A 12,393-nucleotide genomic window follows, 5' to 3' on the forward strand; every position below is an offset into this window, starting at 1 on the left:
ACGAACTGTAGTAGGCGAGGTGGGTGCGGGTCTAGCAGGTGGGGACGCCCGGAAGCTGGTTGCCGGGTGAGCTCACGTAGATGTTGGTCATGTAGCCCGGGTAGAGCGGCAGGTGCGCCCACCAGTTGTTCGTGTACGGCGGCACGTTCACGGTCTGGCCCTGGACCTGGCAGTCGACGAGCACCTCGACGCCGGCGGGGAGCTCGGAGACGATCGACGTCCCAGTGTTCGTGCCGGAGCGGACGCGAACGCCGGAGCCCCAGGTGCCGAACCAGGTTCCGGCGGGCTTCGTGGCGCCGGGGACGTTCAGCGACCGAACGAGCTGGTTGAGACGGGAGTACGCGGCGCCGTACGACGTGCCGTCCGGGTTGAGCGTCAACGCGGCCACGATCACGCGGTCGCCCGCGCCGACCGTGCCTGTCGAGTGCAGCGCCTCGCGGGTCAGGTCGACGGCCATCGGCCCGATCACCGCCGGCGCGACCGCCGGCTCCTTCGCGCCCATCAGCGACGCGAGCGTGGCGGAGGTGCAGCCGCCGGACGACATGCCCGACCAGCCCTGCTTGATCGCCCACGGGCGGTTGAACGACGACGGGATGCCCATGTACTGGTCGAAGCCGTCGGTCCCGCAGCGCTTCGCGGCGTGCAGGTTGCCCATGATGTAGTCGCGGACCTGGGCCGGCGCCTGGTCGAGGATGTAGCGGTAGATCCGTACGACGTCGGCCGCCGAGATCGCGACGTAGCCCCAGAAGCCAGGGTGCGTGGACGGCGGCGGCGCGGTGTTCTGCAGCCCGAGCCGAGGCACCATCCGGTTGATGACCGCGCTGCCGCCGAGCGTCGACCAGTAGTGGCTCGCGGCGGCGTCGTCGCTGCGCTGCAGCATGACGTCGAGCCGGGTGCGGTCGGCGGCAGGGATGTCGTACGTCGGTCCGCGGTTCCACAGGAAGTCGAGAACGAGCAGCAGCTTCACCAACGAGGCCGAGCGAAACTGCATCGCGGTGTTGAGCTGCTCGGTGAACTGGCCGGTCTGGCGGTCGAAGACGGCGACGCCCGCTGTCACGTTCGGCGGGACGACGATCTGCGGTGCTGGCCCTGCCTTGGGCGCGGCGCCGTGTGCCGGCGCGACGATGCCGAGGGCGCCGACGAGACAGCTCACGAGCAGGACAAGGACGTACCTGATGGGTGACCGCATCTTCGCTCCCCACGCGCGCGCCGGACTCCGCCGAAGATCACGCTATGCGGGCCTGTTCGCGCCGCGATATGTATTGGCCTGTTGCTGCCAGCTCTTAGACCCGTACACTTTCCGGCGATGGCCTCCAACGGTTCGATCCTTCGTACCGCCCGCGCCCTGGTCGGCAGCGGGCGAGTACTCGTGCGCCACTGAGGCGCCCCCTTCGACCGTTCCTGTCCCGTGACGCGCCCCACCGATGCGCGCCCGAGCACGTCTGTGAGCCATCCATGCCCACGCCCACCCTGCCCGACAAACCCACTCTTGACGGCCTGGAAGCCAAGTGGTCCAGCCTGTGGGAGGAACGCGGCACCTACCGCTTCGACCGTACGAAGACCCGCGAAGAGGTCTTCTCCATCGACACTCCCCCGCCGACCGCGTCCGGCTCGCTGCACGTCGGGCACACGTTCTCCTACACCCACACCGACCTGGTCGCGCGCTTCCAACGCATGCGCGGCCGCGAGGTGTTCTACCCGATGGGCTGGGACGACAACGGCCTGCCCACCGAGCGGCGGGTGCAGAACTTCTACGGCGTGCGCTGCGACCCGTCCCTGCCGTACGACCCTGCGTTCGAGCCGCCCAGCAAGCCGCACGACCCGCCGCTCAATGTGTCCCGCCGCAACTTCACCGAGCTGTGCCAACTCCTCACTGCCATTGACGAAACGGCGTTCGAGGACCTGTGGCGCCAGCTCGGTCTCAGCGTGGACTGGTCACACATCTACTCGACCAGCAGCCCGATCGCCCAGGCCACCTCGCAGCGCGCGTTCCTGCGCAACCTCGCACGCGGCGAGGCGTACTCCGCGGACGCGCCGACGATGTGGGACGTGACGTTCCAGACCGCCGTTGCCCAAGCGGAGATGGAAGATCACGAACGTCCGGGCGCCTACCACCGGCTCGCGTTCGCCGGGCCGGACGGACCGATCGAGATCGAGACGACCCGGCCGGAGCTGCTGCCGGCCTGCGTGGCTCTGGTCGCGCACCCGAGCGATCCCCGCTATCAGTCGCTGTTCGGCAAGACCGCGCGGACTCCCTTGTTCGGCGCCGACGTGCCGGTGCTCGCGCATCACCTCGCCGATCCCGAGAAGGGCAGCGGGATCGCGATGATCTGCACGTTCGGCGACACGACCGACGTGACGTGGTGGCGCGAGCTCGACCTGCCGATCCGCGCGGTGATCGGCCGGAACGGCCGGTTCCTGGCGGATCCTCCAGCGGGCTTGGGGAATCCTGCCCCGTACGCCGACCTGGCCGGCCGTACGGTGCGGCAGGCTCAGCGCCGGATCGTGGAGCTGCTGCATAAGTCCGGCGAGCTGCTCGGCGAGCCGCGGCCGATCACGCACGCGGTGAAGTACTACGAGAAGGGCGACCTGCCGCTGGAGATCGTGACCAGCCGGCAGTGGTACCTCCGCAACGGCGGACGCGACGAGGCGTTGCGTCAAGTCTTCCTTGCGCGCGGCCAGGAGCTGGCGTGGGTGCCGGACTTCATGCGGCATCGATACGAGCACTGGGTGGGCGGACTGACCGGCGACTGGCTGGTCAGCCGGCAGCGGTTCTACGGCGTGCCGTTCCCGATCTGGTACCCGCTGTCGGCCGCCGGTGAGCCCGACTACGCACACCCGTTGCTGCCTGGCGAGGAGCAGCTGCCAATCGACCCGTCGTCCGACGTGCCCAACGGCTACACCGAGGCGCAGCGCGGTCAACCGGGCGGCTTCGTCGCCGACCCCGACATCCTGGACACCTGGGCAACGGCGTCGCTGACGCCGCACATCGTGTGCGGGTGGGAACGCGATCCGGACCTGTTCGCGCGCACGTTCCCGATGGACCTGAACGCGCACGCGCACGAGATCATCCGCGTCTGGCTGTTCAACCGGATCGTGCGCGCACACTACGAGAACGGCGTGCTGCCGTGGCGGCTGTCGGCGATCTCGGGGTTCGTGACCGACCCGGACCGCAAGAAGATGGGCAAGTCGACGGGCAATGCGACGACGCCGACCGCGGTGCTGTCGACGTTCGGGTCGGACGCCGTGCGGTGGCGGGCTGCCGGCGCGCGGCCGGGGCTCGACTCGCCGTTCGACGAGGCCCAGATGAAGGTCGGCCGCCGGCTGGCGATGAAGGTGCTGAACGTGAGCAAGTTCGTGCTCGGGTTGGACGCCACGACGCCGGACCTCGCTTCGGTGACGTCGCCGTTGGACCTGTCGCTGCTCGCCTCCTTGCGGCAGAACGTTGTGGACGCGACGGCGGCCTTCGAGGCGTACGACTACACGACCGCGCTCGAGGCGACCGAGCGGTTCTTCTGGGTGTTCTGCGACGACTACGTGGAGCTGGTGAAGAACCGCGCGTACGCCGGCGACGCCTCGGCGAAGGCGACGCTGGCGTTGGCTCTGTCGGTGCAGCTGCGGTTGTTCGCGCCGTTCCTGCCGTTCGTGACCGAGGAGGTGTGGTCGTGGTGGCAGGGCGAGACCTCGGTGCACCGTTCGCCCTGGCCGGCCGAGTCGGAGCTCGGGTCGGTCGGGGATCCGGCGGTGCTGCGCGCGGTGGGCGTGGCGTTGTCGGCGGTGCGCGGTGCGAAGACGGCGGCGAAGTTGTCGATGCGGGCGGAGCTCGAGCGCGTGTCGGTGTCCGGTCCGAAGGAGGACGTGGACCGGATCGCCCAGGCCCGCGGCGACCTCACCGCCGCCGGCCGGATCGGCACGCTCGACCTCAGGGGCGACGACGCGGAGTCCGAGCTCCGCATCGCCGTCGGCTGACCTCTCCGGCCGACTTTGTCAGGATGTCAGGACATTAAGACATCCTGACAAAGTCGGCGGGCGGTCAGGGGCTGAACGTGGTCCAGGTCTTGCCGCCGTCGACCGTGCGGAACGGCTTGCTGGTGCCGAGGTCCGCGTACCCGGCGACGAGCGCGCCGTGTTTGGCGTCGACGAACGCGAGGTCGTGGACCGGGCCGGTCTCGGGTTGGGCGAGCGTCGTTCGCCAGGTGTAGCCGCCGTCGGTGGTGAGTTGGACGAACGCCTCGTCGCCGCCGGTCGAGCCGACCGCCGCGACCTCGGCGCTCGCGGCGGCGAAGTCGGAGGTGATGCCGGTGTCCTTCGGGTAGCCGGCGGTCCAGAACGCGGCGCCGGTGTCGGAGAACTTCAGCTCCTTGCGCATGGACCCGCGGCCCGGCGCCCAGCTGCAGAGCGCGAACACCTTGCCGGCAGCAGGCACGGCGAGCTGGGTGAGCGCGCCCTGGAAGCAGCTGGGCTCGCGCCTGGTCCAGCTGGTCCCGTTCTTGGTCGTCCAGACGGCGTACGCCGTGCTGTCGCTGCCGATGCTGACGACCGCGGTCGCTCCCCGGGTGGCGATGTCGCCGCTGGGGTACGTCAGGTCGAGCTTGCGCGCGGGTGTCGCCTTGGTCCAGGCGCGCTTCCCGAGCGGCGAACGGTAGAGCTGCGTGGTCCCGCCGCTGGTCGCGAGCACGTACGCGTCGGTCGTGGAGGCCTTCATCGTGCCGACGCTGAGCGGACCTCCGGCGCCGAACGTCTCGGTCTGCCAGGTCCGGGCGCCGTCGTAGCTGGCGTACGCGGTCGTGCCGTTCGTCACGAGCGCGGTCGAGGCGCCGCGGGTGCTGCCGCCGTCGTAGCCGATGGTGAAGCGGGTGGGGTCGCCGTACTCCGACGGCTTGATCGGCGGCGCGACCCGCTGCGCCCAGGTCTTGCCGCCGTCCATGGTCTGGTAGAGCCGCGCGCACTTGTCGCTGCCGCAGGGAACCCAGCCGAGCACCCACCCGTGCGAGACCGACGGCCAGCTCGTCGAGCTCGGCGCGAACCCCGCCGGCGCCGCGCTGGCCTGCACTGCCCCCGTGACCACGGTCGTGAGCGCGATGAGAGCCGTCACCACCAGCTTGGAAATGCGCATCTCTCCCCCGAATGTCCGAATCGTGTTCGACCGCAGACGCTACCGGCCCGGGGGTACCGGGCCGGAGGGGGGAGCTTCGTACGGAGCTACGCGGACTTCTCGCGGCGCTCGTTCTTGCGGTTGACCTTCTCGCGGGGCACCAGCGTCGGGTTGACGTTGTCCAGCACCACGCCACGGTTGACGATCACCCGGGCCACGTCGTCGCGGCTGGGCACCTCGTACATGACGTTCAGCAGGACCTCTTCGATGATCGCCCGGGTCGCCCGCGCGCCGGTGCCGCGCAGCAGCGCCTGCTCGGCGATCGCCTCGACGGCGTCCGCGGAGAACTCCAGCTCGACACCGTCCAGCTCGAACAGCTTCTGGTACTGCTTCACCAGGGCGTTGCGCGGCTCGGTGAGGATCCGGGTCAGCGCGGGCTGGTCCAGCGGCTGCACGGTCGCCACCACGGGGAGCCGACCGACGAACTCCGGGATCAGGCCGAACTTCAGCAGGTCCTCGGGCATGACCTCGGAGTAGACGTCGAACTTCTCGCGCTCTTCCTTGGTCCGGATCGTCGCGCCGAAGCCGACGCCCTTCTTGCCGATCCGCTGCTCGATGATCCGTTCCAGACCGGCGAACGCGCCGCCCACGATGAACAGCACGTTCGTCGTGTCGATCTGGATGAACTCCTGGTGCGGGTGCTTGCGCCCGCCCTGCGGCGGCACCGACGCGGTCGTGCCCTCGAGGATCTTCAGCAGCGCCTGCTGCACGCCCTCGCCGGAGACGTCGCGGGTGATCGACGGGTTCTCGCTCTTGCGAGCGATCTTGTCGACCTCGTCGATGTAGATGATGCCGGTCTCGGCCTTCTTGACGTCGTAGTCCGCGGCCTGGATCAGCTTCAGCAGGATGTTCTCGACGTCCTCGCCGACGTAGCCAGCCTCCGTCAGCGCGGTCGCGTCGGCGATGGCGAACGGGACGTTCAGCATCTTCGCCAGCGTCTGCGCGAGGTAGGTCTTGCCACAGCCAGTGGGGCCGATCAGCAGGATATTGGACTTGGCCAGCTCGACCGGCTCGTCCTTGGTGTGCCGCCCGCTCGCGAGCCCGGACTGCACCCGCTTGTAGTGGTTGTAGACGGCTACCGACAGCGCCTTCTTCGCGCTGTCCTGACCCACGACGTACTGGTCGAGGAACTCGTAGATCTCACGGGGCTTCGGCAGCTCGTGCAGGCCGACCTCGGAGGACTCGCTGAGCTCTTCCTCGATGATCTCGTTGCAGAGATCGATGCACTCGTCGCAGATGTAGACGCCCGGCCCTGCGATCAGCTTCTTGACCTGCTTCTGGCTCTTCCCGCAGAACGAGCACTTCAGCAGGTCGCCGCCGTCACCGATGCGTGCCACTCCGGAACGTCTCCTTCGCATCGTTCGCCCGGTGGACCGGGCGATCGTCGAGCCAGCGTGTGTCTCGAGCCGCTCTTCGGCTCGTGACGACCGGTCCGACATGGTCGGTCCGAAGCCGTACAGACACCGACGGTACCCGGTTTAGCCGGGTAACGGTCGGCTTCGGCTTCGCGTCCTGTACGCCGCAGGCGAACCGTATTGCCCTTGACAACACCGTACAGGCGTGATCTTGACCTGGCGAGTACCCCGCCGACCGGCGTGGCACTCTCCAGGACCTACACATTTCAGACTCCGACGAGGCTCTTCTTACGGCTGAGCAGGACCTCGTCGACCAGGCCGTACTCCACGGCCTGCTCGGCGGTGAGGATCTTGTCCCGCTCGATGTCGCGCTCGACCTCGGCCAGCGGACGGCCGGTGTTGTCGGCGATCATCTGCTCGGTCAGCGCCCGCATCCGGAGGATCTCGTTGGCCTGGATCTCGATGTCGCTCGCCTGGCCGTACCCACCCTCGGTGTGCGGCTGGTGGATGATGATCCGGCTGTTCGGCAGCGCCGACCGCTTGCCCGGCGCGCCGGCGGCGAGCAGGATCGCGGCGGCCGAGGCGGCCTGGCCGAGGCAGACCGTGCGGATGTCCGGCGTGATGTAGCGCATCGTGTCGTAGATCGCGGTGAGCGCGGTCAACGAGCCGCCGGGGCTGTTGATGTAGATCTGCACCTCGCGGTCGGGGTCGATCGACTCCAGGCACAGCAGCTGCGCCATCACCGCGTTGGCGACGTCGTCGGTGATCGGCGTGCCGAGGAAGATGATGCGGTCCTCGAACAGCTTCGCGTACGGGTCGATCTGGCGGTAGCCGTACGGCGTCCGCTCTTCCCAGCGCGGGATGTAGTAGTCCATCCGCGGGGACAGGTCAGGGGTTGTCATCGTCTTTGTCCTTGTCGTCCTAGGAAACCGGTCCGCCGGAGCCGACCTGGTCCGCGGTCTTCACCACACCGTCGATGAAGCCGTACGCCTTCGCCTCTTCCGCGGTGAACCAGCGGTCGCGATCGGAGTCGAGCTCGATCTGGTCGAACGTCTGGCCCGTGTGCAGGGCCTGCAGCTCGTGCAGCTTCTTCTTCAGATGCAGGCTCTGCTCGGCCTGGATTCTGATGTCCGAGGCAGAGCCGCCGAGGCCGCCGGACAGCTGGTGCATCATGATCCGCGCGTGCGGCAGCGCGAACCGCTTGCCCTTGGTGCCGGCCGCGAGCAGGAACTGGCCCATCGACGCGGCGAGCCCCATCGCGATCGTCGCGACGTCGTTCGAGATGAACTGCATCGTGTCGTAGATGGCCATGCCGGAGTCGACCGAGCCACCCGGTGAGTTGATGTAGAGCCAGATGTCCTTCTTGGGGTCCTCGGCGTTGAGCAGCAGCATCTGCGCGCAGATCGCGTTGGCGTTCACGTCGCGCACCTCGGACCCGAGGAAGATGATCCGCTCCCTGAGCAGCCGCTGGTAGATCTGGTCGTCCAGCCCGAACGCAGAGCCGTCCTGCTGAGCCGTGGGTGCGAAAGCGTTCATGTCCTCCACCTGAGTTTTCCGTTCCGCGCGAACCTGTTCCTCGACATTAGCCAACCACTGCGGTCGGACGGCCCTTCAGCGCGCCCTGTTCGCTCACGGCGCAGCGATCGCAAAGAAGTGTTTGCAAAGATATCTCTGCAAACGTATCGTGAGCCGCATGACAGAACCCGAGCCGTCGGTCGCCCGCCCCGACGCGCGATCCCTGCGCGGCCTCGCCCATCCGGTGCGGCTGCGGATGCTGGCCATCCTGCGTACGGACGGGCCGGCCACGGCGACGACGCTGGCCGCGCGGCTGGGGCTGAACACCGGCGCCACCAGCTATCACCTGCGCCAGCTCGCCGCCCACGGCTTCGTGGTCGAGGACGCCGCGCGGGGCAACGCCCGCGACCGCTGGTGGCGCGCGGCGCACCGGATGACCCACGTCGACCTGGAGCAGGTCAGCGCCGAGGACCGCGAGGCCGGCGCCGCGTTCTACCGCGGCATCGTGCAGATCTACACCGAGAACATGCTCGCGGCGGTCGAGGAGATGCCGCTGCTGCCTTCGGCGTGGCGAGGGGCGGGCTCGTTCGGCGACGAGCTGCTCCGGCTGACGCCCGAGGAGACCCGGCGGCTGGCTTCGGAGGTGCACGAGATCGTCGCCCGGTATCGGCGCGACTCCCCGACCGCGGCCGCGGAGGCTGAGGGGACCGTGCCCGTCTCCCTGCAGTTCCAGCTCTTCCCCCGTCCAGGAGTGCTCGCTCCGGAGGAGTCGTCATGAGGTCTCGTCGAGGGTTGATCGGGTTGCTCGCCGCTCAGGCGGTGTCGCTGACGGGTACGCGGATGTCGGCGATCGCGATCCCGTGGTTCGTGCTCGTGTCGACCGGGTCGGCGACGATGACCGGCTTGGTCGCGGCGTGCGAGATGGCGCCGTACGTGCTGTTCAAGGCGCTGACCGGGCCGTTGGTCGACCGGATCGGCGCGCGGCGGGTGAACATCACCGGCGATCTGGTGTCGGCGGTCGTCGTCGGGTTGATCCCGTTGCTGCACGTGCTTTCTGTGCTGTCCTTCCCTTTGTTGTTGGTGCTCGTGGCTGTGGCTGGGGCCATGCGTGGGCCGTCGGACTCGGCGAAGGGCGTGCTGATCCCGGACGTGGTCGCGCAGGCCGGGGTGCCGATGGAGCGGGCGACCGGGTTGTCGGCGATGGTCGAGCGGTCTGCTTCGACGTTCGGGCCGGCTCTGGCGGGAGTGATCGTGGCGATGCTCGGGCCGTTGACGGCATTGGCCTTCGACGCCTTGTCGTTCGCGGTGTCGGCGGTGATCGTGGTGGCGACGGTGCGTTCTTCTGCCGCTGCTTCGCGGGAGCCGTCGAAGTCGGATGCTCTGCCGTACTTCCAGCGGCTGAAGGAGGGCTTCTCGTTCCTGCGCCGCGACCGGCTGCTGCGACTGATCGCGCTGATGGTCGGCGTGACGAACGTGCTGGACTCCGCGTTCGCCGCCGTGCTCGTCCCGGTGTGGGCGCTGTCGCACGGGCACAGCGCCTCGATGGTGGGGCTGCTGTTCGCCGCGATGATGGCGTTCTCGGCTCTGAGCGCCCTGGTGACGGCGGCCGTCGGGCATCGGATGCCGCGGCGGGCGACGTACCTGATCGGCTACCTGGTGACCGGTCTGCCGCGCTTCGTCGTGCTCGCCATCGCCGGAGCGCCCGTCTGGCTGGCCGTGGGCGTCTTCGCGGTAAGTGGGTTGGCGTCTGGCGTGCTGAACCCGATCCTGGGTGCCGTGATGTTCGAACGCATCCCTCGCCACCTGCTCGGCCGCGTGCATGCCCTGACCGACTCCCTCGCCTGGGCCGGCATCCCCTTCGGTCCCCTGCTGGGCGGAGTGTTGGTCGGCCTCGTCGGCCTGACCCCGGTGCTGGTGGGGTTCGGCATCGTCTACCTACTAGCCACCACGCTGCCCGCGTTCGCCCGCGAGTGGACCGAGCTGGACCGGCCGCGGGACGATCGCGCGTCGGTGCCGGTGTCCGCATGAGCACGCCGTTCGTCAAACGCAGGGCGCGACCTGAGCCGGGGTCGATCCCCGAGGCGTTGGGCATGTTCGCCGCGGAGGTGCGCTTCTATCGCGAGATCGCTCCGACGGTCGGGGTGCGGGTGCCCGCCTGCTTCTCGGCGACGGAGGACGACCGTGGGACTCTGCTCGAGCTCGAGGACCTGACCGCGTGGACGCCGGGCGCCGATCCGGTGGCCGTGGCGCGTCTGCTGGCTGCCCTGCACGAGCGTTGGCGCTCGGATGCCGCCGACCGGTGGCCTTGGCTGCGCCGGCCTGGGGCCGCGGTCGACCTGGTCGGGTCGCTCTTCGACTCGACCTGGCCTGCTGTCGCGCGCCGCACGGACTGCACGCCCGCCACCTTCGCCTTGGGCGAACGTCTCCGCGGGCGGCTTCCCGCGATCGTCGGCGATGCCGCTACGGCTGGGCCGCTCACCCTCGTTCACGGCGACGCGTCGATGCGCAACGTACGGACCAGTCCGGACGGAGAGATCGCCTTGCTGGACTGGGAGGACGTCGGAGTCGGCCCTGGGCTGGGCGACCTCGCCTGGTTGTTGGTGTCGTCGGTCTCGGCGCCACAGTGGGACGACACCATCGCGGCCTATGGGACGTCGGTTGGTCTTCGTCCTGCCTTGTTGGCCGCCGTGTCCCAGGGGATCTTGTCGTACGCGGACTCTCCTGACGGCTCCGCTGAGGCGCTCGGCTGGCTGAGCCGGTTGGACGAGGCTGCCCGCCGGCTCTAGGCGACCTCGTAGCGCAGCCAGAGCATGCCGTCGGACTCGGCGTGGGTGGAGAGCAGGCGGAGGTTGGTCGGGAGCTCGCCCTTGGCGAGGGGCACGCCGTCGAAGATCGTCGGCGTGCCTGCTCCACCGATCGCGTACGGGGAGACCATGAGGTGGATCTCGTCGATCAGGCCGGCTCTGAGGAGAGCCCCGTTGAGGCCGCCGCCGGCTGTCGACTTCACGCAGGTGACGCCGAGGCTCGCCTTCATTTTGCGCAGCGCCTCAGCCAGGTCGACCCGTTCGTCGCCGGCGACGAGGTAGCAGAGACGGCGCATGCGGAGGAACTGGAGGTACGCGGCGGGGGTAGCTCTGCTGACGAGCACGAGCACGTCCCACTCACCGTGGTCCTCGTCCTCCCACTCGACGCGGCCACGGCTGTCGACGGTGGTGAACCACCTCTCGTGGCCCTGGCGATGGACGACTTCGTCGGGTAGGAAGTCGGAATAGAGGACCTCCGGTGGTTCCTCCGGCGGCAGCCCTGCGACCGGTCCAGCCGTCGACCGGGCGAGCGAGCCGCTTCCTTCGAGAATGGCCTGCGGTTGGTAGAGGCGGTCGATGAGCTCCGACCGCGCCGCCTCGAGGCTGGGCGTACTCGCGGGCTTCACCGCCTCCCAGTCGCGCTTGGCGTCCTCGTCGAACCACAGCTGGTCGCGTCGGTGCGCGATCCGCCCATCGACGGACATCCCCACCGCCATCACAACCCGCGCCCTGTCGTCGTTCGCCATGGCAGTTGCCTACCAGCGACCACCGACAGGTCCAGCGCTACGGCGAGCCGGCGTCGTCGAGGTCGCGCCGGAAGAGGACGGTGGTGCCGCCGTTGCCGGCGTAGTTCGCGATCTCCTCGGCCGTCATGCCCAAGCTCCGGTGGAAGGCGATCGAGCCGGCGTTGCCCGGGCTGGTCACGGCCTCGAGCCGCGTCGCGCCGGCCTTCCGCGCGTTCGCGGTGAACGTCGCCCACAGGTCGCGCGCGATGCCGCGGCCGCGATACGGCTGCCTGGTCGCGACCAGCTGCACGTACCCGAGGCCGTCCGCTGTCACCGTTCCGCACAGGTAGCCCGCAATGACCGGACCGTCCATGGCGAGCAGCGCCCAGCCGCCGAACTGGCGGAACCAGGTCGCCGCATGCAGCGCGCGCAGGTCCCGGCCGTCCCAGAACTCCTCGTGCGCCGCGAGCAACTCCCCCAGCACCTCGGCGTACCGATCCTGGGGGAACGGGACGATGTCCGTGGGCATGCCTACTCCCTGACCTGGGGGTTTGGCGTGGGGAGCGGGCGACGAGAATCGAACTCGCGTAGCCAGTTTGGAAGACTGGGGCTCTACCATTGAGCTACGCCCGCGTGGTTGTGCACAGACATGATCGCATGCGCCGGGCTGAACGCACGAGCAGGTATCCCGTCCACTAAACTCGCAGGCGGAACCGCAGACAAGAGCGTAGCGTCACGTCTCGCGGACCCGCGGGGAGTGGCGCAGCTTGGCAGCGCGTCGGCTTTGGGTGCCGAAGGCCGGGGGTTCAAATCCCCCCTCCCCGACGAGCTAGACCTGT

At 69.0% G+C, this 12,393-nt stretch carries 11 protein-coding genes and 2 tRNA genes; 5 read left to right on the forward strand and 8 right to left on the reverse strand.

Translation table 11 applies throughout. The annotated features are described in order from the left end of the window. Window positions 1-31: 31 nt before the first annotated feature. On the reverse strand, window positions 32-1,189 hold the full coding sequence (locus JOD67_RS30160) for a hypothetical protein (RefSeq protein ID WP_205121089.1): 1,158 nt from the start codon (window positions 1,187-1,189) through the stop codon (window positions 32-34). A 266-nt stretch (window positions 1,190-1,455) separates the two neighbouring features. Between JOD67_RS30160 and valS the strand changes: the two genes are divergently transcribed. Next, window positions 1,456-3,969, forward strand: coding sequence for a valine--tRNA ligase (gene valS / locus JOD67_RS30165; RefSeq protein WP_205121090.1), 2,514 nt, complete (start codon window positions 1,456-1,458; stop codon window positions 3,967-3,969). A gap of 64 nt (window positions 3,970-4,033) precedes the next feature. Here the strand turns inward: valS and JOD67_RS30170 are convergent, their stop codons facing one another. From JOD67_RS30170 to JOD67_RS30185, 4 genes are all read right to left on the reverse strand, one after another. Next, window positions 4,034-5,116 (reverse strand): hypothetical protein, encoded by a 1,083-nt coding sequence (locus JOD67_RS30170; protein ID WP_205121091.1) that lies wholly within the window; start codon window positions 5,114-5,116, stop codon window positions 4,034-4,036. Window positions 5,117-5,202: 86 nt separating this feature from the next. Further along, a complete protein-coding gene (gene clpX / locus JOD67_RS30175) occupies window positions 5,203-6,492 on the reverse strand; it encodes an ATP-dependent Clp protease ATP-binding subunit ClpX (protein WP_205121092.1) in 1,290 nt (429 codons plus the stop codon). 284 nt (window positions 6,493-6,776) lie between these two features. After that, window positions 6,777-7,385: an ATP-dependent Clp protease proteolytic subunit gene (locus tag JOD67_RS30180; protein ID WP_205123232.1), complete on the reverse strand. Its 609-nt coding sequence runs from the start codon at window positions 7,383-7,385 to the stop codon at window positions 6,777-6,779. Window positions 7,386-7,431: 46 nt separating this feature from the next. Then, window positions 7,432-8,046 carry an ATP-dependent Clp protease proteolytic subunit gene (locus tag JOD67_RS30185; protein ID WP_205121093.1) on the reverse strand — a complete coding sequence of 205 codons (615 nt, stop codon included), beginning with the start codon at window positions 8,044-8,046 and terminating at the stop codon, window positions 7,432-7,434. Window positions 8,047-8,203: 157 nt separating this feature from the next. On the opposite strand from JOD67_RS30185, the gene JOD67_RS30190 reads away from it, so the two are divergent. Genes JOD67_RS30190 through JOD67_RS30200 form a run of 3 tightly spaced genes read left to right on the forward strand, consistent with a single transcriptional unit; the run spans window position 8,204 to window position 10,811 of the window. Next, window positions 8,204-8,803 (forward strand): helix-turn-helix domain-containing protein, encoded by a 600-nt coding sequence (locus JOD67_RS30190; protein WP_205121094.1) that lies wholly within the window; start codon window positions 8,204-8,206, stop codon window positions 8,801-8,803. Continuing rightward, window positions 8,800-10,053, forward strand: coding sequence for an MFS transporter (locus tag JOD67_RS30195; protein WP_205121095.1), 1,254 nt, complete (start codon window positions 8,800-8,802; stop codon window positions 10,051-10,053). The genes JOD67_RS30190 and JOD67_RS30195 overlap by 4 nt, the downstream gene beginning before the upstream one ends. Beyond that, complete coding sequence (locus JOD67_RS30200; RefSeq protein WP_205121096.1) at window positions 10,050-10,811, forward strand: phosphotransferase family protein; 762 nt, start codon at window positions 10,050-10,052, stop codon at window positions 10,809-10,811. The genes JOD67_RS30195 and JOD67_RS30200 overlap by 4 nt, the downstream gene beginning before the upstream one ends. On the opposite strand, the gene JOD67_RS30205 is transcribed toward JOD67_RS30200, so the two are convergent. The 3 genes from JOD67_RS30205 to JOD67_RS30215 all read right to left on the reverse strand — a co-directional run bounded on the left by JOD67_RS30205 (window position 10,808) and on the right by JOD67_RS30215 (window position 12,187). Then, window positions 10,808-11,575 carry a RibD family protein gene (locus tag JOD67_RS30205; RefSeq protein WP_205121097.1) on the reverse strand — a complete coding sequence of 256 codons (768 nt, stop codon included), beginning with the start codon at window positions 11,573-11,575 and terminating at the stop codon, window positions 10,808-10,810. The two genes, JOD67_RS30200 and JOD67_RS30205, sit on opposite strands and share 4 nt — an antisense overlap. A 37-nt stretch (window positions 11,576-11,612) precedes the next feature. After that, window positions 11,613-12,083: a GNAT family N-acetyltransferase gene (locus JOD67_RS30210; protein WP_205121098.1), complete on the reverse strand. Its 471-nt coding sequence runs from the start codon at window positions 12,081-12,083 to the stop codon at window positions 11,613-11,615. 33 nt (window positions 12,084-12,116) lie between these two features. Further along, window positions 12,117-12,187: transfer RNA gene (locus JOD67_RS30215), tRNA-Gly, on the reverse strand. A gap of 118 nt (window positions 12,188-12,305) precedes the next feature. On the opposite strand from JOD67_RS30215, the gene JOD67_RS30220 reads away from it, so the two are divergent. Next, window positions 12,306-12,379 (forward strand) — tRNA-Pro (locus JOD67_RS30220). The last annotated feature ends 14 nt before the right edge of the window (window positions 12,380-12,393 follow it).

The sequence above is a fragment of the Tenggerimyces flavus genome (genome assembly GCF_016907715.1).
In the GTDB taxonomy this organism is placed as follows: domain Bacteria; phylum Actinomycetota; class Actinomycetes; order Propionibacteriales; family Actinopolymorphaceae; genus Tenggerimyces; species Tenggerimyces flavus.

Bases quoted from the DNA above. Each gene is read 5' to 3' on its own strand.
- JOD67_RS30160 (WP_205121089.1), bottom strand. From the start codon at position 1,189: ATGCGGTCACCCATCAGGTACGTCCTTGTCCTGCTCGTGAGCTGTCTC.
- valS (WP_205121090.1), top strand. From the start codon at position 1,456: ATGCCCACGCCCACCCTGCCCGACAAACCCACTCTTGACGGCCTGGAA.
- JOD67_RS30170 (WP_205121091.1), bottom strand. From the start codon at position 5,116: ATGCGCATTTCCAAGCTGGTGGTGACGGCTCTCATCGCGCTCACGACC.
- JOD67_RS30180 (WP_205123232.1), bottom strand. From the start codon at position 7,385: ATGGACTACTACATCCCGCGCTGGGAAGAGCGGACGCCGTACGGCTAC.
- JOD67_RS30185 (WP_205121093.1), bottom strand. From the start codon at position 8,046: ATGAACGCTTTCGCACCCACGGCTCAGCAGGACGGCTCTGCGTTCGGG.
- JOD67_RS30190 (WP_205121094.1), top strand. From the start codon at position 8,204: ATGACAGAACCCGAGCCGTCGGTCGCCCGCCCCGACGCGCGATCCCTG.
- JOD67_RS30195 (WP_205121095.1), top strand. From the start codon at position 8,800: ATGAGGTCTCGTCGAGGGTTGATCGGGTTGCTCGCCGCTCAGGCGGTG.
- JOD67_RS30200 (WP_205121096.1), top strand. From the start codon at position 10,050: ATGAGCACGCCGTTCGTCAAACGCAGGGCGCGACCTGAGCCGGGGTCG.
- JOD67_RS30205 (WP_205121097.1), bottom strand. From the start codon at position 11,575: ATGGCGAACGACGACAGGGCGCGGGTTGTGATGGCGGTGGGGATGTCC.
- JOD67_RS30210 (WP_205121098.1), bottom strand. From the start codon at position 12,083: ATGCCCACGGACATCGTCCCGTTCCCCCAGGATCGGTACGCCGAGGTG.